Origin of the sequence: Streptomyces sp. x-19, from assembly GCF_046549115.1 — a bacterium.
Taxonomy (GTDB): Bacteria; Actinomycetota; Actinomycetes; order Streptomycetales; family Streptomycetaceae; genus Streptomyces; species Streptomyces albulus_C.
Genome location: NZ_JAJPWK010000035.1, coordinates 34,633 through 55,015, shown reverse-complemented (window position 1 = coordinate 55,015; position 20,383 = coordinate 34,633). Strand labels below are relative to the sequence as shown.

10 protein-coding genes are annotated in these 20,383 nt (G+C 72.9%); 4 read left to right on the top strand and 6 right to left on the bottom strand.

Annotated elements, in window-relative coordinates:
• Positions 1-5,668: amino acid adenylation domain-containing protein (locus ACLJT4_RS38915; RefSeq protein WP_411129779.1), on the bottom strand; the 5,668-nt coding region annotated here is incomplete at its 3' end.
• Positions 5,669-6,399: 731 nt separating this feature from the next.
• Here ACLJT4_RS38915 and ACLJT4_RS38910 point away from each other — a divergent pair.
• From ACLJT4_RS38910 to panD, 4 genes are all read left to right on the top strand, one after another.
• On the top strand, positions 6,400-7,332 hold the full coding sequence (locus ACLJT4_RS38910) for a TauD/TfdA family dioxygenase (protein ID WP_411129778.1): 933 nt from the start codon (positions 6,400-6,402) through the stop codon (positions 7,330-7,332).
• A 157-nt stretch (positions 7,333-7,489) separates the two neighbouring features.
• The gene (locus ACLJT4_RS38905; protein ID WP_411129777.1) at positions 7,490-13,930 is read left to right on the top strand and encodes an amino acid adenylation domain-containing protein; all 6,441 of its coding nucleotides are present in this window, start codon (positions 7,490-7,492) and stop codon (positions 13,928-13,930) included.
• A gap of 76 nt (positions 13,931-14,006) precedes the next feature.
• Positions 14,007-14,219, top strand: a complete 213-nt coding sequence (locus ACLJT4_RS38900; RefSeq protein WP_411129776.1) for an MbtH family protein — start codon at positions 14,007-14,009, stop codon at positions 14,217-14,219.
• Positions 14,220-14,225: 6 nt separating this feature from the next.
• On the top strand, positions 14,226-14,597 hold the full coding sequence (panD, locus tag ACLJT4_RS38895) for an aspartate 1-decarboxylase (RefSeq protein WP_411129775.1): 372 nt from the start codon (positions 14,226-14,228) through the stop codon (positions 14,595-14,597).
• A gap of 121 nt (positions 14,598-14,718) precedes the next feature.
• On the opposite strand, the gene ACLJT4_RS38890 is transcribed toward panD, so the two are convergent.
• Genes ACLJT4_RS38890 through ACLJT4_RS38870 form a run of 5 tightly spaced genes read right to left on the bottom strand, consistent with a single transcriptional unit; the run spans position 14,719 to position 20,192 of the window.
• Positions 14,719-15,510, bottom strand: coding sequence for an enoyl-CoA hydratase (locus tag ACLJT4_RS38890; RefSeq protein ID WP_411129774.1), 792 nt, complete (start codon positions 15,508-15,510; stop codon positions 14,719-14,721).
• Positions 15,507-16,460, bottom strand: a complete 954-nt coding sequence (mmsB, locus tag ACLJT4_RS38885) for a 3-hydroxyisobutyrate dehydrogenase (protein WP_411129773.1) — start codon at positions 16,458-16,460, stop codon at positions 15,507-15,509. The genes ACLJT4_RS38890 and mmsB overlap by 4 nt, the downstream gene beginning before the upstream one ends.
• Positions 16,457-17,542: an enoyl-CoA hydratase/isomerase family protein gene (locus tag ACLJT4_RS38880; protein WP_411129772.1), complete on the bottom strand. Its 1,086-nt coding sequence runs from the start codon at positions 17,540-17,542 to the stop codon at positions 16,457-16,459. The genes mmsB and ACLJT4_RS38880 overlap by 4 nt, the downstream gene beginning before the upstream one ends.
• Positions 17,539-18,696, bottom strand: a complete 1,158-nt coding sequence (locus ACLJT4_RS38875) for an acyl-CoA dehydrogenase family protein (RefSeq protein ID WP_411129771.1) — start codon at positions 18,694-18,696, stop codon at positions 17,539-17,541. The genes ACLJT4_RS38880 and ACLJT4_RS38875 overlap by 4 nt, the downstream gene beginning before the upstream one ends.
• Positions 18,693-20,192, bottom strand: a complete 1,500-nt coding sequence (locus ACLJT4_RS38870) for a CoA-acylating methylmalonate-semialdehyde dehydrogenase (RefSeq protein WP_411129770.1) — start codon at positions 20,190-20,192, stop codon at positions 18,693-18,695. The genes ACLJT4_RS38875 and ACLJT4_RS38870 overlap by 4 nt, the downstream gene beginning before the upstream one ends.
• Positions 20,193-20,383: the final 191 nt, after the last annotated feature.

Genomic DNA, 20,383 nt, shown 5'->3' with positions numbered 1-20,383 from the left:
CAAACCGCTCACCCGTCAACCCAGGACGACCCACATACCCCCGAGCCACCCCCACACCAGCGATATAAATCTCCCCCACCACACCCACCGGAACCGGCCGCAAAAACCCGTCCAACACATACACACGCAGGTGGGTGAGGGGGGTGCCGACCGGTACGGCGGCCGGGTTCTCGCCTGCCGCGGCGCGACCGGTGGTGGTGTAGACCGAGACCTCGGTGGGGCCGTACTGGTTGTGCAGTTCGGCTCCGACCACGGCATGGAAATGGTCGGCCAACGCTCCCGTCAGCTGCTCGCCGCCCACGAACACCCGGGTGAGGCTGTCGCAGCGGTCACTGCCCGGTTCGCGCAGGAAGACCTCCAGGGTGGACGGCACGAACTGGGCGACGGTGACCCGTTCCTCACGGATCAGCTCGGGCAGGTAGCCGGGGGCGACCTCGCCGTCGGGCCGGGCCACGACCACGGCGGCTCCCTGCTGCAACGGCCAGAAGATCTCCCACACCGACGGGTCGAAGCTGAGCGAGGTGCGCTGCAGCACTCGGTCGGCCGTGCTGAGCGGGTGGCGTTCCTGCATGCCGGCCAGGTAGTTGGTGATGCCCGCGTGGGTGACCACGATCCCCTTGGGACGGCCCGTTGATCCTGAGGTGAACACCACGTACGCCGGGTGTTCGGGCCGCAGGTCCGGGGCCGGCGCGGGGACGGCGGCTTCCGGTCCGAGGCCGGCCAGGAAGGCGTCGTCGACGACGAGGACGGGCCGGGTCTCCGCCAGCATGTGCTGGATGCGTTGGTCGGGGTAGTCCGGGTCGAGCGGCAGGTACGCGGCGCCTGCCAGGTGAATCGCGTGCAGGACGACGATCAGCTCGATGGACCGGCGCAGTCGGACCGCGACGATCCGCCCCGGGCCCGCGCCCTGGGCGGCCAAGGCGCCGGCGAGCCGGCCGGCGCGGGCGGCCAGCTCCGCGTAGGTGATCCGCTCGCCGTCGCAGACGACCGCGACGGCGTCCGGGGTGCGTCGTGCCTGCGCGGCGAAGAGGGCCGGAAGTGTGGTGGTCGGGGCTTCGCCCGCGGTGTCGTCGGTGCCGTGTGCCGGGGTGGGCCGTTCGGCGTCGGTGAGCAGTGTCAGCCGGCCGACCAGCCGGTCGGGAGTGGTGGCGAAGGCTTCCAGGGCCAGGCGCAGCCGACCGACGCAGGTCTCGGCGTCAGCCGCCTCGAACAGGTCGCCCCGGTAGGTGAGTTCCAGTCGCAACCGCTCGCCCGGCACCACGGAGAGGCTGAGCGGATAGTGCGTACCACCGGTGGGGTCGGACTCCTCGACGGTGACGCGCAGCCCCCTGGCCTGCTTGAGGATCTCCTCGCGGTCGATCGGCGCGTTCCCGAAGACGACCGAGGTGTCGAACAGCTCGCCGTGTCCCGTGAGCCGGTGCAGATCCGGCAGGCCGAGGTGGTGGTGTCCGACGAGCGCGCTCTGTTCGTCCTGGACCCGGGCGAGCAGTGCGGCCAGTGGCTCACCGGGCTTGAGGCGGACCCGGACCGGGAGGGTGTTCATCAGCAGGCCGACGATCTCGTCCACCCCCGCGAGGTGCGGCGGACGACCGGAGACGGTACCGCCGAAGACGACGTCGTCACGGCCGGTGAGGGTGTTCAGGAGCAGCGCCCACGCCCCCTGGATCACGGTGTTGAGGGTCAGGCCACGTGTGCGGGCGGTGCTTTCCACGGCTGCGGTGAGGCTCGCGGGCAGCTCGGTGACCAGGAGGCCCGGGAGGGAGTCGGCGGGAGCCGGGCGGGCGGGGGCCACCAGCGTGGGCCCGTCGAGGTCGGCGAGCGCCCCCCGCCATGCCTGCTCGGCAGCGGTCCGGTCCTGGCTCGCGGCCCAGGCGAGAAAGGCACGCAACGGTACCGGTGCGGGCAGCTCCGCTTCCTCACCGTGCAGGAACGCGAGCACGTCGCGCAGGATCAGGGGCACCGACCAGCCGTCGAAGAGGATGTGGTGACTCGACAGGGCGACCAGGTGCCGTTCGTCCGCCAGCCGGATCAGGCCGAAGCGCAGCAGCGGCGGCGCGGACATGTCGAACCGGGTCCGCTTGTCCCGGGCGAGCAGGTCGGCCAGGCGCCGGTCCCGCTCCTCGGGCGGCAGTCCGCGCAGATCGTGCTCGTGCACGGGCACCTCGACATGCCTGGCGACGAGTTGCAGCGGCTCACCCGCCGCCGACTGCGTGAATCCGGCCCGCAGGGCGGTGTGCCGCTCCACCACGGCCTGGCAGGCGCGTCGGAAGGCGCCCGAGGTCAGCGGACCGGACAGCCCGAAGACCTTCTGCACGGTGTAGGCGTCGGCTCCCTCGGCGAACCCGGCGTGGAAGAGCATCCCCTGCTGGAGGGGGCCGAGCGGCAGCACATCCGCCACGGGGCCCTCACCCGTCGTGTCCAGGTGCCGCCACGCCTGCTCCAGACGGGCTCGCTCGCCGACTTCCAACGAGACCAACTGGTCTTGTGTCACAGGCAGTTGGGTCGACTCCTCGACAGGTTCGGTGGCATGGGCGGCCAGCTCCGCCACCGTCCGGTGCGCGAACACCGCCTGCGGGGTGAGCGGGATGCCGGCACGGGTGGCCCGCGAAGCGAGCCGGACCGCGACGATGGAGTCCCCGCCCAGCTCGAAGAAGCTGTCGTCGATGCTCACGCGGCTCGCGCCGAGCACGTCACCGAACAGCTCGCAGAGCGTGGCCTCGCGTGCGTCGCGCGGAGCGCGCCCGGTGACGGAGCCCGTGTACTCGGGCCTGGGCAGCGCCCGCTGGTCCAGCTTGCCGCTCGTGGTCAGCGGCAGATCGGGCAGGAACACCACGGCGGCCGGGACCATGTACGGGGGCAGCGCACGACCGACGGCGCCGCGCAGCGCGGTCGCGTCGAGCGGCTCGGCGCCTGCCACCGGCACGACGTACGCCACCAACTGGCGCACGCCCGGCCGGTCCTCACGGGCGACGACGCTCACCCGACCGACGCCGGGTGCCTGGGCGAGGACGCTCTCGATCTCACCGGGCTCGATGCGGAATCCGCGGACCTTGACCTGCCTGTCGCTACGACCGAGGTAGGTCAGTTCACCGTCGGCGGTCCAGCGGGCCAGGTCGCCCGTGCGGTACATGCGGGTGCCGGGCGGCCCGTACGGGTCGGCGACGAACCGTTCGGCGGTCAGTCCGGGGTTGTTCAGGTAGCCGCGGGCGAGCCCGTCGCCGCTCAGGTACACCTCGCCCTCGACGTCGGGCGGAACCGGCCGCAGGGCGGTGTCGAGGACCCGGACCCGGGTGCCGGGGACGGTACGGCCCATGGGTGGGACGGTCCGGCCGGACAGCGGCGGGGTCTGGGTGGCGATGACCGTGGACTCGGTGGGCCCGTAGGCGTTGACCATGCGCCGGCCCGGGGACCACCGGGCGACCAGCTCCGGTGCGCACGCCTCGGCGCCGACGACCAGCGTGACGCCCTCGGGCAAACCGTCCGGCGCCATGGCGGCCAGGGCGGACGGGGCCATCAGCAGGCAGTTGACGCCCAGTTCGCGCACCAGGCCGGCCAACTGCGGCCCGGGGGCGAGCCGCTCCGCCGGGGCGACGACGGCGGCCGCTCCGGTCAACAGCGCGGTGCACAGCTCCCATATCGAGGCGTCGAAGCCCCGTGATGCCAGCTGCAGCACCCGGGTGCCCGGGGTGATGTCCAGGAGCGTCTTCTGGTGGGCGAGGAGGCCGGCCAGGCCGGTGTGCGGGACGACGACACCCTTGGGGTTGCCGGTCGAACCGGAGGTGTAGATGACGTACGCCGGGTGGGCGGGCCGCAGCGGCGAACGGCGGTCGGCGTCGGTGAGATCGGTATCCGGCAGTCCCGGCACGGGCTGACCGGCGGGGCCGTCGGCGTCGGCGTCGGCCTCGGCGTCCAGATGGAGCCGCACCACATCGGGGGCGAGGGCGGGGTCATCGGCTGCGCGCGTGGTCAGCAGGAGCACCGGCGCCGTGTCGTCGAGCATGGTGGCGACCCGCGCCCGCTGGTGGGCGAGGTCGATGGGCAGGTAGGCCGCGCCGGACTTCAGTACGCCGACGGCAGCCGTCAGGGCGGCGATGCCGCGCGGCAGGGCGACGGCCACCACGCTCTCGGGCCCGGCCCCGCGCTCCACCAGCGCCCGGGCCAGCCGGTTGGCGCGGGCGTTGAGCTCGGCGTAATCGAGGGTTCCGGCGGCGGAGATCACCGCAGGACGGTGCGGAGCGGTGCGGACCTGCTCCTCGAACAGGTCCGGGAACGTGCGCGCGGGCACCGGAGCGGAAGGGCCCGGGAGCTGTCCGGCGGCCAGCACCCGAGCGCGCTCGGCCGCTGTCAGGACATCGGTCCGGGCCAGCACCCGGCCGGCGGGCTCGCCGAGGAAACGGGTCAGGAAGTCGATGAAACGGCGCTGGTGCGCGGCGAGTTCGTCGGCGGTGTGGCGATCGGGGTTGGCCTCGAACTCGATCCGCATGCCCTGACCGTCCGGCCCCGGGTGGCAGGTGAGGTTGAGGTCGTGGACGGGTCCGCCCGACAGTGCGGTCAACGTGGCCGCACGGCCGGCGAAGTTGCTCTCGGAGCCGGCCGGCATGATGTTGACCAGCACGCCGAACAGCTGCTCGTTCGCACCGAGCATCCGCAGGTCGCGCCGCAGGTCGTCGTAGGGGTGGCGCTGGTGCGCGAGGAGTTGCCCGAGCCGCTGTCCCACGTGCCGCACCAGCTCGCTGCGGCTCGCCCCGGGATCGACGCAAAGCCGCAGCGGGAGCGTGTTGGAGACCATGCCCGGCACGTTCTCGGAGCGTGCTCCGACCCGTGCGGCGACGGGCACTCCGATGGCGAGGTCGGTGGCTCCGGTCATGCCGTGCAGATAGGCGGCGACCGCCGCCAGCATCACCACGCTCCACGAGGTACGGGCTTCCCGCCCGGCGGTGCGCAGCGCCCGCAGTTCGGCGTGGGGCAGTTCACTGGTCGCGGCCAGGGCGCGGGCCGAGGCGCCGGTCGGTACGCCGGGGGCCAGGCTGACCGTCTCGGGCCGGTCGGCGAATGCGCCGGTCCAGTACTCCTTGTCCGCCGTGTAGTCCGCGGACGCCCGGTACTCGGCCTCGTCCGCGAGCAGGTCGGTGAGCCGGCCGAGCGGCCGACCGGAGACCTCCTCGCCGGCGGCCAGTTGCTCGTACACCTCGGCGATGCGCCGGGAGTGGCGCACCGAGCCGTAGCCGTCGGACAGGATGTGGTGGCTGCGCTGGTACCAGAGGTAGTGGTCGTCGCCGACGCGCATCAGCACATGCACCGACAGCACGTCGGTGAACAGGTCGTTCGCGGTCCGGCTGTCGCGCTCCATCAGCTCGTGCGCCGCGCCGAAGGGATCGGTCTCACCGCTGAGGTCCAGTTCCCGCCAGGTCGAGCAGCCCGGGGCGACGGGGCGCTGGTGGGGGCCGTCGGGCAGCTCGACGAATTCCACGTCGAAGGTTCCGCTCTCGGCCTCGGCCCGGCGGACCGCACGCGCCAACAGGCGGCCGTCCACCGGCCCGTGGATCTCCATGACGACGACGGTGTTGTAGGCGGGATTGCCGGGGTCGAGCTGCTGGGCGTAGAAGACTCCCCGCTGGGCGACCGTGAGCGGGAGGAGGCCGCTGCCCGCGGGATGGTGTGAGGTCACTGCGTCGCGTGAAGTCATTCGGCGTGTCAACCGCTCTCTCGTGAACCGCTCTCTGGGGTGAGCCGGGAGCCGGCAATTCGAGACGATGCTGCACTTCCCGCACAACCGCTCACCAGGCAACCGACCGGCAATCGCGAGGCCCGGCGAAGCTGCCGCCCGACGCCGGTGGAGTTACCGCCCGCTTGCCTGGTGACCGCCGCACGGTCGCGGCCAGGATGATGTCGGACACCTCTTCGAAAACAGTGGTCGTCGCACCGAGTGTGCGCGCCGGGCCTGTCCCGCCTCCAGGAATCGGCAGGGCAATTGGGCGGCAGACCGGTTGCCGGTCCATATGCCTGGTCCCGCTCCCGCGGTCCCGCCACGATGGGCGGGACAGCTGGCCACGCAGGACCCCGGTCCCGCGCCGGCCGCGGCACACGAGGAGGGGCGGGAAGCCAGATGCGTACGCCTACCGCGGCCGGGCCCGCTTCGGCGCGCGCCCCGCAGCGCGAACCGGGTCCCGGCCCGGTACCGAGGATCCGCCGGTGGGCGGACAGCAGCTGACGTGCGGCGTGGCTGCGACGGTGGCGCGTGCACCCGGCAGCTCCGGCCCGGTGGGCGCGACTGCCGGTCGGCCGAGGCGTCCGCGGTGCTCGACCGGCCGGCCGCGACGCTTCGCTGACCGGTCCCGGCCGTACGGGCTTCGTCGGGCGGTACCGGTTCGCCACCCAGTTTCCAGGGAGTTGTGAGAGTTGAACGATCTGACCGGTATCAGCGTGTTCGAGGCACACGGCGAAGGGCTGGCGTCCTTCACGCACGGGCACGCCCGGATGATCGACGAGGCCGTCGCCGAGAACGGTGCGGCGCTGGTCCGGGGCGCCCGGGCCGAGGGCACCGAGGACTTCGAGCGGGCCCTGAAATGGCTCGGCTTCGAGCCGCTGGCGTACACGGAGCGGTCCACGCCCCGGAGCCAGGTGGGCGACGGGGTGTTCACCTCGACCGAGTACCCGGCGCGCGAGGTGATCCCGCAGCACTGCGAGTCCTCGTACGCCGGCGCCTGGCCCGCACGGCTTGCGTTCTTCTCCGCCACTCCGGCCCTGACCGGCGGCGCGACCCCCCTCACGGACGTCACGCGCGTGCTCGACGACATCCCGGCGGAGGTGGTCGAGACCGTGGAACGGCGCGGTCTGCGCTATGTGCGCAACTACGGCAGCGGTGTCGGCATGGACTGGCGCGAAGCCTTCCAGACCGACGACCGGGCGGAGGTGGACCGCTTCTGCGCCGAGGGTGGTCTGGAGTGGGAGTGGCTGGCGGACGACTGTCTGCGCACCCTGCGCCGAGCGCCGGCCCTCGCGACGCACCCACGCACCGGGCGACGCCTGTGGTTCAACCACCTCGTGCTGTTCCACCAGTCCTCGCTCGCCCCGGAAGTGCGTGCGGCCCTGGTGGCCGTGCTGGGAGGAGACGGGCTGCCCAACGACGTCTTGTTCGGCGACGGGGAGCCGATCCCCGACGAGACGGTGGCCGCCGTGCGGTCGGCGTTCGAGCGTCGCCAGCAGCGCTTCGACTGGGAGCTCCACGACCTCATGGTGATCGACAACATGCGCTGGTCGCACGGCCGAGAGGCGTTCACCGGCGCACGCCGTGTCCTGGTCTCGATGACGGACCTCATCACCCGGGGCTGAACCGGACGGTCCCGCACCCTCCCTGCCGCCGCCGGCCGTACGACGGCGTCGCGGCGTCGTCCGCGCCGTCTTCCCCTCCCCCCACCGGGCCGACCCGCGTCCCCCTCCCTCCGCGCTCTCGCGCAGCCACCCTTGTCCGCCCCCTGGGGAGCTATCTGTGAACGAAGTGACAGAGTCGCCGATCGAGTCCGCACTGCCTCTCACGCCGATGCAGCAGGGCATGCTCTTCCACGCGCTGTACGACAGTGACGCGGTGGACGTCTACACCATCCAGGCCGCCTTCGAGCTGCACGGCGACGTCCGCCCCGCACGACTGCGCGCCGCCTGCGCCGCGACGCTCGCCCGCCACCCGGTACTGCGGACGGGCTTTCGCGTACGCGCGAACGGGCAGCCGGTGCAGCTCGTCCGGCGCACCGTGACGACGCCCTGGACGGAGCACGATCTGACGGGGGAGCCGGAGGAGGGCCGGCGCACGCGGCTCCTGGCCTTCATGGAGGAGGACCGGCTGCGGCGCTTCGACATGGCCGCGCCCCCACTGATGCGGTTCGCCCTGATCCGGCTGACCGAGGAGCGGCACGTACTCGTTCTGACGTACCATCACATCCTGCTGGACGGCTGGTCGTTGCCCCTGGTGCTGAAAGACCTGTGCACGCTGTACGGACGTCCCGGCCTCGACGAGCCGGAGGACACCGCAGCCCCATCCGCCGGTCTCGGACCGGTGGCCCCGTTCGGCGACTTCCTGCGCTGGCTCGGCCGGCAGGATCGTGCCGCGGCGCATCAGGCGTGGCAGCAGGCACTGCACGGGCTGGAGGAACCCACTCTCGTGGCCCCCGGTGCGGCCCCGGCGGGCGCCGGCGCGATGCCCGCGATGCTCCCGCTGATCCTGTCGGAAGAGGCGACCGCGGCGCTCACCGCCACCGCCCGGACGCACCACCTCACGCTCAATGCGGTGGTGCAGGGCGTGTGGGCGTTGCTGCTGTCGCTGCTGACCGGGCGCGACGACGTGGTGTTCGGGCAGACCGTACACGGGCGTCCCGTGGACCTCAGGGGCGTCGACTCCATGGTGGGCCTGCTGATGAACGCGGTTCCGGTCCGCATCCGCCTGGCCCCCGAGGAGTCGCTGGCCCGACTGTTCACCCGCGTGCAGGACGAACAACTCGCGCTGGGGCCCCACCAGCACATCGGTCTGGACGAGGTGCAGCGCCTCGCCGGGCTCGGCACGCTCTACGACACCTCGACAGGCTTCGGCAACGCGCCCTTCGACTGGGCATCCGTCCAGGAGATCGCGCCCGGTCTGCGCCTGGGGCCGCTGCCGGAGGAAGCCGACGCGGCCGAGCAGCAGATCAGCGGCTCCACCCACTACCCGCTGAGCGTCGTCGCCGTGCCCGGACCACGTCTGCGGCTCGAACTCAACTACCGCACCGACCTGTTCGACGAGCAACGCATGGAGCTGCTCTCCTCCCGGCTGCGCCTCCTGCTCGACACCTTCACCCACGCGGCCGAGACTCCCGTGGCAGCCGTCCCGCTCCTGACCGGGGAGGAGCGGCAGCTGGTGCTCGGCGCCTGGAGCCGTCGCCCCGGCGCCGAGCGGGCGGCCGGCCGCCGGGCCGCCACACTCGTCGAGCGGTTCGCGGCGCAGGTGCGGCGAGCGCCCGACGCTCCGGCCGTGACCGACGGACAGCGCGCTCTCGACTACCGGGAACTCGACGAGGCGGCGAACCGTCTCGCCCGGCTGATGCTGCGCCGCGGAGTGCGGCCCGGGAACGCGGTCGCCGTGGCACTGCCGCGCGGCACGGACCTGGTCGTCGCGCTGCTCGCCACGCTGAAGGCGGGCGCCTGTTACGTACCGGTCGATCCGGGCTACCCGGCGGAACGTGTCGCGTTCATGCTCGCCGACGCGGCTCCCGAACTCGTCGTCTGCGCCGACCAGGGCCATCCGGGGCTCGCCGGACACCCGTCACTGCTCCCCCTCGGCGACCCCGTCGTCCAGGCCGAGCTGGCACTGCTGTCCGCGCACCCGGTGGACGACACCGAGCGCGGCCGGCCCCTGCGGCCGGAGGATCTCGCGTACATCATCTACACCTCCGGGTCCACCGGCCGCCCCAAGGGCGTTGCGGTGGAGCACCGCACGGTCGACGGCTACCTCGCCTTCGCGAGCACGGCGTACCCCGGCCTCGCCGAACAGGCGCTGGTGCACTCGCCGCCCTCCTTCGACCTGACCGTCACCGGCCTCTTCGGCCCGCTCGTCACGGGCGGGCTGGTACGCGTCGTCGACCTGGAGGACTTCGACGCCCCGGTCGGCGACCGGCGACCCCCCTCGTTCGTGAAGGCCACCCCCAGCCACCTGCCGATCCTGGTGGCGTCGGACGACTGGTACTCGCCCTCCGGTGAACTGGTGCTCGGTGGCGAGCAGTTGACCGGGGAGGCGCTGGCGGAATGGCGCGCACGCCACCCGGGGACGACGGTCGTGAACGAGTACGGCCCCACCGAGGCGACCGTGGGCTGCACGGAGTACCGGCTGGAGCCCGGCGCCCCGCTGCCGCAGGGCGCGGTGCCGATCGGCGTGCCCGTGCCCGGCGCCCGGCTCTACGTCCTCGACGGCTTCCTGCGCCCCGTACCGGTGGGCGTACCCGGCGAGCTGTACATCGGCGGTGACGTGCTGGCCCGCGGATACGTCAACCGCCCGGGGCTGTCCGCGGCACGCTTCGTGGCCGACCCGTTCCGCACCCCCGGCGGCCGGATGTACCGCACCGGCGACGCGGCCTGGTGGCGGCACGACGGGATGCTGATGTACGGCGGCCGGCTGGACGACCAGGTCAAGGTCCGCGGATACCGCATCGAGCTGGGCGAGGTCGAGAGCGCGCTCGTGGCCGACCCCGCTGTCGCCCAGGCCGCGGTGGCCGTACGGGAGGACCGACGCGGGGCACCCCGGCTGGTGGCCTACGTGGTGGCATCCGACGTCCCGGAGAGCGGGACGGCAGGACTCGCCGAACGGATCGCGGCGCGGCTGCCCGCGTACATGGTCCCGTCGGCGTTCGTCACGCTCCCCACGCTGCCCGTGACCCCCAACGGCAAGGTGGACCGGGCGGCGCTCCCCGCGCACGAGCCGATCCCCGCCGAGGACCACCGGCCGTCGCCGGAGCCGGCTCCGGGAACCGCCGCGCGCCGGAAAGCCGAGGCGCCGGCAAAGGCCCGGGAAGCCGAAAATGCCGGGGCGACCGGAGCTGCCGACGGACCCGAGGCGTCCGAAGGGAACGTGGCAGACACCCTGACCCAGTTGTTCGCGCAGGTGTTGCACCTGGACAGCCCCGGGGCCGGGGACGACTTCTTCACCCTCGGCGGAGACTCCATCACCGCCATCCAACTCGTCGCCCGCGCCCGCAAAGCAGGTCTGCACCTCACCCCGAAGCACCTCTTCACCCACCGCACGGCCGCCGCCCTCGCCCGCTTCCTCCAGCAGAACGCCGGCACCACCCGAACCAGCACCCAGGGCACCCCGGAACGGGACCGCCAGCCCGCCCACGCCGAGACCCCCCAGCGGGGCTCCGGCGCGACGAGGGCGGAGACGACGGCGGAGACGAGGGCGGACCACCACGGCTCCGCGACGGCCCTCGCCACCCCGATCATGCACTGGCTGCACGAACACCGCGGCACCATCGACGCCTTCCACCAGTCGACTCTCCTGCGCGTCCCGCCGGGACTCGGCCTGAACCACCTGATCACCGCCGCGCAGGCCGTGGCGGAACGCCACCAGTCACTGCGCGGACGTCTCGACGGAAGTGGCGGTCTGGTACTGGCACCCGTCGACCGGGACGCGCTGGTGGACGCCGTGCGCCGGGTCGAGGTGTCAGGACTGGCCGAGGACGCCCTGCGGGATCGCATCACCCGCTGCGCCCGGCAGGACGCTGCCGCACTCGCGCCGTACGAAGGCGCGATGATGCGGGTCACATGGTTCGATGCGGGCCCGGACGGCCAGGGCAGACTGCTCGTCACCGTCCATCACCTGGCGGTGGACGCGGTCTCCTGGCGGGTCCTGCTCACCGACCTGTACACCGCGTGGCACGGCGCCACGACCGGAACCGTCCCGCGCCAGGAGCCGGTGCCACTCACCCTGCGGGACTGGAGCGACAGGTTGCGTGCGGCCGCGCACAGCTCCGAAGTGGTGCGGGAAATGCCGTACTGGAAGCGGACGTTGGGTGGGCGCAGCGTCCAGATCAGCGACGTCCCGCTGTCCGCCGCCCACGACATCTACGCCACGGCCGGGGAGCGCGTCCTCACCCTCCCGACGGAACTGACCGCCCCGCTGCTCACGACCGTGCCCGCCGCGTTCGGCGCCCGCACCAACGAGGTGCTGCTCGCCGGTCTGGCACTCGCACTCGCCGCCTGGCGGCCGCGCCTGCCGGACGGCACGGCCGTTCTCGTCGACGTCGAGGGCCACGGCCGCGAGCAGCTCGACGAGGACGTGGACCCGTCCGCCACCGTCGGCTGGCTCACCTCCCTGTACCCGGTTCGCATCGACGCGGGGATCGACGGCTGGAGCGCCGACGGCGACCCCGCCGACCCGCGGCTCGGTGCGGCGGTGCGCCGGGTCGCCGACCAACTCGCCGAGGTGCCCCGCAACGGCATCGGCTTCGGCCTGCTACGCCATCTGAACCGGGACACGGCCGCCGACCTCAAGGACTTTCCCAGCCCTCAGGTCGGGTTCAACTACCTGGGCAGAGGGCGTGGTTCGGGAGACGGCGACTGGGACGTGGCGCCCGAGTCGGACGCGCTGCCGGTCGGCGCGGATCCGCGGATGCCGATGCGGCACATCGTCGAGGTCAACGCGGTGGTCGACGGCGGCCCGGCGGGGCCGCGCCTGGTCGCCCACTGGCTGTGGGCCCGGCTGCATCTGACGGAGGCCGAAGCCTCGGAACTGGCCCGGCTGTGGTTCACCGCGCTGGGCGCGCTCGTCGCGCACGCGGCGACCCGGGCGGTGTCCGCCGCGTCGGCCGCCCAGGCCGACGCCGCGGAACTGACCCGGCTCGGCGCGCGGACGGGCCTGCCCGTCTCCCACGTGCTGCCGATGACACCGTTGCAGGAAGGACTGCTCTTCCACGCCCGGTACGACAGCCGCAGCCTGGACGTGTACAACGTGCAGATCGCGCTGGAAGTGGCGGGGGCGCTCGACGTACGACGCCTGCGGGCCGCCTGTGACGCACTGTTGCGGCGCCATCCCATGCTGCGGGCAGGCTTCCTGCAGCTGCGATCGGGCGAGCCGGTGCAGGTGGTACCGGACGACGTCCGCATGCCCTGGTACACGCACGACCTCACGGACCTGGAACCGCGGGATCGGGCCGAGCGGCTCACGGACCTCCTCAAGGCCGACCGGCACCGGCGCATGGACCCGGCCACGCCGCCACTGATGCGCTGCACCTGCATCGGCCTCGCCCCGGACCGCTGGCAGGTGGTCCTGAGCATGCACCACCTGCTGGTGGACGGCTGGACCACTTCGCTTCTGCTGCGCGACCTGCTCTGGTTGTACGGCGACGGCAGCGCCGGCAGCAACGGCAGCAACGGCAGCAACGAGGCCCTGCCGGAGCCTCCCGACTACCGTGCCTACCTGTCGTGGCTGGCCGCCCAGGACCAGGGCCGGGCCCGGTCCGCCTGGCACGAGGCGCTGGCAGGGCTGAAGGAACCCACACTGCTCACCGCGGACGACGACACCGCTCGGGTGCGGGCACTGCCGAAGAGCCTGGTCGTCGAGTTGTCCGAGGCCGAGACCCACGCACTGCACGAGGTGTCGCGTCACCAGGGCATCACGCCCAACACGCTGGTACGTGCCGCATGGTCGCTGTGCCTGCACGGGCGGACGCTCCAGCGTGACATCGTGTTCGGCGCCACCGTCTCGGGCCGCCCGGCGGAACTGCCGGGTGTCGAGGACATGGTGGGGGTGTTCATCAACACCGTTCCGGTGCGGGTACGGCTGGATCCCGCCGAGCCGGTGGCGGATCTGCTCGCCCGGCTGCAGGCGGAGCACGCGGAACTCCTGCCCTACCACCATCTGCCCCTGCCGGACATCCAGCGGACCGCGGGGCTGGGCACGCTCTTCGACAGCTGCGTCGTCTTCGAGAACTTCCCGACGGCCGAGGAGCTGCCGAGCGGACCGGACGACGGTCTGGGGCTGGTGCAGGTCACCGGTTACGACGGCTACCACTACCCGTTGAAGCTGATGGTCGCCCCCGGCACCCGGCTCCGACTGGAGATCAGCCACCGCCCCGACCTGATCGACCGGGAGTTCGCCCAGCAGACGGCGGACCGGCTGCGCGCGCTGCTCACCGAGTTGCCCCAGGCCATGGACGCACCGACGGAACGCTTCATGGCAGCCGAACCGGCGTCCGCCCGTGGCCCGGGGCGGTCGGCACTGTGCGACCTGATCGCCGAGGTGCTCGGCCGGGACTTCGTCGGCGCGGACGACGACCTGTTCGCCCTGGGCTGCGACTCGCTGTCGGCGCTGCGCCTGGCAGGCCGGCTTGAGGCAGTGCTGGGCCGCCCCGTCGACGTCGAGACCCTCTTCCGCTGCCGGACCGCGCGCGCCCTGGCCAAGGCCCTCACCTGAACCGCCTTGGCCCTTGGCCCTGGACCTCCCCACCTTCCGCACACCCGAGATCACCGAGACCTGGAGGACTGACACCATGACCAACCCCTTCGACAACGCGGACGGCACGTTCCTGGTGCTGGTCAACGACGAGCGCCAGCACAGTCTGTGGCCCGCGTTCGCCGTCGTACCGGCGGGCTGGGAGGTGGTCGTGACGGAAACCGACCGGCAGAGCTGCCTCGACTACATCGAGAAGAACTGGACGGACATGCGTCCGGCCAGTCTCGCCGACGCGGTCTCCGCGAGCTGATCCGCCATGCAACGGACCATGCTCAAGTCGAAGATCCACCGGGCCACCGTCACCGAGGCCAATCTGCACTACGTGGGTTCCGTGACGGTCGACCGCGACCTCATGGACGCGGCGGACCTGCTGGTGGGCGAGCAGGTGCACATCGTGAACGTGAACAACGGAGCCCGCCTGGAGACGTACGTCATCGAGGGCGCGCCCGGGTCGGGCGTCATCTGCCTCAACGGCGCCGCCGCCCGGCTGGTGGCCCCCGGCGACATCGTCATCGTCATCGGCTACGCCACGGTCGACGACGCGGAGGCCCGCACGCTGGAGCCGAAGGTCGTCTTCGTCGACGAGCGCAACCATGTGGTGAAGCTGGGCACGGACCCGGCTTCCTGACCCACGCACGGCCCTCTCGGGCAGGTCCCACAGGGTTCCTGGTCTCTCCCGGGGACACCTGAGATGCCCCGGGGCGGGCCCCCTCGTGGGGCCCGCCCCGGGGCGCTGCGGGACGGGCCGGTCAGTGGTGGTGGAACTCCGGTGGGCGCTTGTCGATGAAGGCGGCCATGCCCTCCTTCTGGTCGGTGGTGGCGAACACCGCGTGGAACAGGCGGCGTTCGAAGCGGACGCCCTCGGCGAGGGTCGTCTCGAAGGCGCGGGAGACCGCCTCCTTCGCCATCATCGCGACGGGCAGCGACATGCCCGCGATGGTCGCGGCGACGGCGCGGGCCTCATCCAACAGGTCGGCCGCGGGGACGATCCGGGAGACCAGGCCGGCGCGCTCCGCCTCCGTGGCGTCCATGGTGCGGCCGGTCAGGCACAGTTCCATCGCCTTGGCCTTGCCGACGGCGCGGGTCAGGCGTTGGGAGCCGCCGATGCCGGGGATGACGCCCAGCTTGATCTCCGGCTGTCCGAACACGGCGGTGTCGGCCGCGAGCAGGACGTCGCAGAGCATGGCGAGTTCGCAGCCGCCGCCGAGGGCGAAGCCGGCGACGGCCGCGACGGTCGGGGTGCGCAGTTGCCCCAGCCGGTCCCAGGCGGCGAACCAGTCGGTGAGGTACATGTCGACGGGGCCCCGCGGCGCCATCTCCTTGATGTCGGCTCCGGCCGCGAACGCCTTCGCCGAACCGGTCAGGACGATGCAGCCGACGTCCGGATCGCGGTCGAGGGACTCCGTCGCCGCGACGACCTCGTTCATGACCTGGAGGTTGAGGGCGTTGAGCGCCCGGGGCCGGTTGAGGGTCACCAGCGCCGTGCGGCCCGTGCGTTCGACGAGGACGGTTTCGTAGGTCGGGTCGTGGGCGGGGGTCATGTGGCGGTGCCGTCCTTCGTGTCGCTGGCGGGTGCGCATCCGGGCGCGGTGGCGGTGCCGTCCCGCAGGGTCCGCACGATGCCGGAGAAGTCCTGCTCGGCGCCGGCTCCCGCGGCGTAGTCGGCGTACAACCGGGCCGCGGCGAGGCCGAGGTGGGCGGGGACGTGGGCGGTGCGGGCCGCGTTGGCGGCCAGGCCGAGGTCCTTGGCCATCAGGGGGGCGGCGAAGCCCGGGGCGTAGTCGCGGTTGGCGGGGCTGGTGGGGACGGGTCCCGGGACCGGGCAGTTGACGGTCAACGCCCAGCACTGGCCGGACGCGGTGGACGCCACGTCGAAGAGCGCCTGGTGCGACAGGCCCAGGCGCTCGCCGAGCACGAACGCCTCGCTGACGGCGATCATCGAGACACCCAGGATCATGTTGTTGCAGATCTTGGCGGCCTGGCCCGCGCCGGCCCCGCCGCAGTGCACCGCCTTCCGGCCCATCGCGGCGAGCAGCGGCTCCGCCTCGGCGAACTCGGTGTGCGCGCCGCCCGCCATGAACGTGAGGGTGGCGGCCTCGGCGCCGGGCACGCCGCCGGAGACGGGGGCGTCCAGGGCGCGCATGCCGGCGGCGACCGCGGCGTCGTGGGCGGTGCGGGCGTCGGCGACGTCGATGGTGGAGCAGTCGACGAACAGCGTGCCGGGGCGGGCGGCGGCCAGCAGCCCGTCGTCCCGGTACAGGCCCAGGACGTGCCGGCCGGCGGGCAGCATGGTGATCACCACGTCCGCCGCGGTCACGGCCGCCGCGGCCGATCCGGCCGCCTCGACCCCTGCCGCCGTGGCGGTGGCGAGGAGTTCGGGCACCAGGTCGAATCCGATGACGCGGTGGCCGGCCTTGACGAGGTTGGCGGCCATGGGTCCGCCCATGTGGCCGAGGCCGATGAAGCCGACGGTGCGGGTCGGGTCGTTCACCAGGGCACCTCCTGTGCCGTCGCGCGGGGGGCGGAGACGAAGGGCGCGTCGGGGCCGGGCGGTTCGGGGGAGGCGAAGAACCGTTCCACGTCCGCCGCGCCGACCTCGGCCAGCGTGCCCGGTGACCACTTCGGGGTCCGGTCCTTGTCGATGACCTGGGCCCGGATGCCCTCGATGAGGTCGGGCGAGGACAGGGCGGCGCAGGAGATCCGGTACTCCTGCTCCAGCACGCGTTCCAGGGGGCCGAGGTGCCGGGCGCGGCGCACGGCGGCGAGGGTGACCTTGAGGGCGGTGGGTGACTTCCGGGACAGGGTCTCGGCGGCCCGCGCGGCCGCCGGTGCGGGGTGGGCGCGCAGCCGGTCGACGATCTCCTCCACCGTGTCCGCGCGGTAGCAGGAGTCGATCCAGGCGCGCTCCCGGGCGAGTTCGCCCGGCGGCGGCTGGCGCACGTGGCGTTCCAGCGCGTCCCAGACGTCGGTGGTGGTGAGGTCGGCGAGCAGGTCGGCGAGCCGGTCCGACGGGACGAAGTGGTCGGCGAGGCCGCACAGCAGGGCGTCGGCGGCGCCGATCGTGGTGCCGGTGAGCGCGAGGTGGGTGCCGAGTTCGCCGGGGGCCAGTCCCAGCAGGTAGGTGCCGCCGACGTCCGGGACGAAGCCGATGCCGGTCTCGGGCATGGCGATCCGGGAGCGCTCGGTGACGAGGCGGACGTTGCCGTGGGCGGAGAGGCCGACCCCGCCGCCCATCACGATCCCGTCCATGACGGCGACGTAGGGCTTCGGGTAGCGCGCGATGCGGGCGTTCAGCCGGTACTCGGCGCGCCAGAAGGCCGCCGAGGCGGTGCCCCGCGCGCGGGCGTCCTCGTAGATGGCGCGGATGTCACCGCCGGCGCACAGGCCGCGCTCCCCGGCGCCCGTGAGGACCACGGCCGCCACCGCGGGGTCCGCCTCGCAGGCGGTCAGGGCGGCGTCGATGCGGTCGACCATGGGGTGGGTCAGGGCGTTGAGGGCGCGGGGCCGGTTGAGGGTGACGCGGGCGGTGCGGCCCTCCCGGGTCAGGAGGACGGGGTCGTCGGAGTCGGTCACCGCAGTGCCTCCGTCAGGCCGCGGGCGACGATGACGCGCATGATCTCGTTGGTTCCTTCCAGGATCTGGTGGACCCGCAGGTCCCGGACGATCTTTTCGATGCCGTAGTCGCTGAGGTAGCCGTAGCCGCCGTGCAGTTGCAGGGCCCGGTCGGCGACCGCGTAGCCGGTGTCGGTGGCGAACCGCTTGGCCATCGCGCAGAGTTGCGGTGCCTGTGGGTCGCCGCGGTCCAGGGCCTGGGCGGCCTGGTGGACCAGGGCGCGGGCGGCGGTGAGTTCGGTCGCCATGTCGGCGAGCCGGAACTGCAGTGCCTGCGCGTCCAGCAGGCGCCCGCCGAACGCCTCGCGGTCGGCGAGGTGGACCAGGCTGCGGTCCAGTGCGGCGCGGGCGCCGCCGAGGGAGCAGGCGGCGATGCCGAGCCGGCCGCCGTTCAAGCCGCTCATGGCGATGCGGAAGCCCTCGCCCTCGTGGCCGAGCAGCCGGTCGGCGGGCAGCCGCACCCGGTCGAGGATGACCTGGCGGGTCGGCTGGGCGTTCCAGCCCATCTTCTTCTCGTTGGGGCCGAACGACAGGCCGGCATCGTCCTTGTCGACGAGGAAGGCGGAGACGCCGCGCGCGCCGTCGTCGCCGGTGCGCGCCATGACGAGGTACGTCTGGGAGGCGCCGGCGCCCGAGATGAACTGCTTGACGCCGGTGAGGACGTAGTGGTCGCCGTCGCGCACCGCACGGGTGCGCAGGGCGGCGGCGTCCGAGCCGGCGCCCGGTTCGGTCAGGCAGTAGCTGCCCAGGTCCTCCATGGCGCACAGGCGCGGCAGCCAGCGTTCGCGTTGGGCGGCGTCGCCGTGGTGGTCGATCAGCCAGGCGACCATGTTGTGGATCGAGACGAAGCCGGCGATGGACGGGCAGCCGGACGCCAGGGTCTCGACGATCAGCACCCCGTCGGTGCGGCCGAGGCCGCTGCCGCCGTGTTCCTCGCGCACGTAGATGCCGCCCAGGCCCAGGCCCGCGGCCTTGCGCAGCACGTCGAGGGGGAAGTGCTTGGCCTGGTCCCAGGCGACGGCGTGCGGGGCGAGGTGGTCCTGGGTGAAGTCCAACGTGGCTTCGACGAGGGCGAGTTGGTCCTCGGTGAGCAGGGTGGTGGGCACGGTGCTCATCCCATCGTCGGGAGGGTGAAGCTCGCGCCCTCCTTGGTCCCGGAGGGCCAGCGCGAGGTGACGGTCTTGGTGCGGGTGTGGAAGCGGATCGCGTCCGGCCCGTGCTGGCCCAGGTCGCCGTAGCCCGAACGCTTCCAGCCGCCGAAGGTGTGGTAGGCCACCGGTACCGGAATGGGGACGTTGACGCCGATCATGCCGGTGTTCACCCGGCGGGTGAAGTCGCGGGCGGTGTCCCCGTCCCGCGTGAAGATGGCCACGCCGTTGCCGTACGGGTGCTCGCTGGGCAGCCGTAGCGCCTCCTCGTAGTCCGCGGCCCGCACGACGCACAGGACGGGCCCGAAGATCTCCTCCCGGTAGACGCGCATCTGCGGGGCGACGCGGTCGAAGAGCGAGGCGCCCGCGAAGAACCCGTCCTCGTGGCCGGGGAGGGTGAACCCGCGCCCGTCCACGACCAGTTCGGCGCCCTCGTTGACGCCGATGTCGACGTAGCGGCGCACCCGGTCCAGGGCCTCGCGGCTGACGAGCGGGCCGAAGTCGGCCTCGGGGTCGTCGCTGCGGCCGATGCGCAGCCGCCCGACGCGTTCCTTGAGCCGCTCCACCAGGGCGTCGGCGGTGGCCTCGCCGACGGGGACGGCCACGGAGATCGCCATGCAGCGCTCCCCCGCCGAGCCGTAGCCCGCGCCGATCAGGGCGTCGACGGCCTGGTCGAGGTCGGCGTCCGGCATCACGACCAGGTGGTTCTTGGCGCCGCCGAAGCACTGGGCCCGCTTGCCGTGCGCGGCGGCGGTGGCGTAGAGGTGCGCCGCGATCGGGGTCGAGCCGACGAAGCCCAGCGCCCCGACCCTGGGGTCGGTGAGCAGGGTGTCGACCGCTTCCTTGCCGCCGTTGACGACGTTGAGGACGCCCGGTGGCAGCCCCGCCTCCAGGAACAGTTCGGCGAGCCGCAGCGGCACCGAGGGAGCGCGTTCGGAGGGCTTGAGGATGAAGGAGTTGCCGCAGGCCAGGGCGGGGGCGGCCTGCCACAGCGGGATCATCGCGGGGAAGTTGAACGGGGTGATGCCGGCGGTGACGCCGATGGGGCTGCGCAGGGAGTGCACGTCGATGCCGGTGCCGGCGTTGTCGGTGAACTCGCCCTTGAGCAGATGGGGGATGCCGGCGGCGAACTCCACCACGTCCAGGCCGCGCTGGAGGTCGCCGTGGGCGTCGGCGACGGTCTTGCCGTGCTCGGACGACAGCAGCCGGGCCAGCGACTCCCGCTCCCCCTCGACGAGTTGGAGGAACTTCAGCAGCACCCGGGCGCGGCGCTGCGGGTTCCACTCGCCCCACGCGCGCTGGGCCTCGGCGGCGTCGGTGATCGCCGCCTCGGTCTCGGCGCGGCCGGCGAGCGGCACGCGGGCCTGGACGGCGCCGGTGTTGGGGTCGTGCACGTCGCCGTAGGTCCCCGAGGTGCCCGGGGTGTGCTTGCCGCCGATGAGATGTGCCAGTTCACGGACCATGGATGCCTGCTCTCCGTCAGGTGAGATCCGGGGATGGCGCGCCGATCCGGCACGGTCGTCGCAAGGCGGCGCGTGCGGGCGGCGCGGGATGCGCAGGGCCGGGTGACCGTCAGAGGTCGGTGCGCGGCACCCGTCGGATGCGCCGGTCGGGGGCGCGGGTGCGTGCCGGTGCCATGCGTGTCTGCTCCATC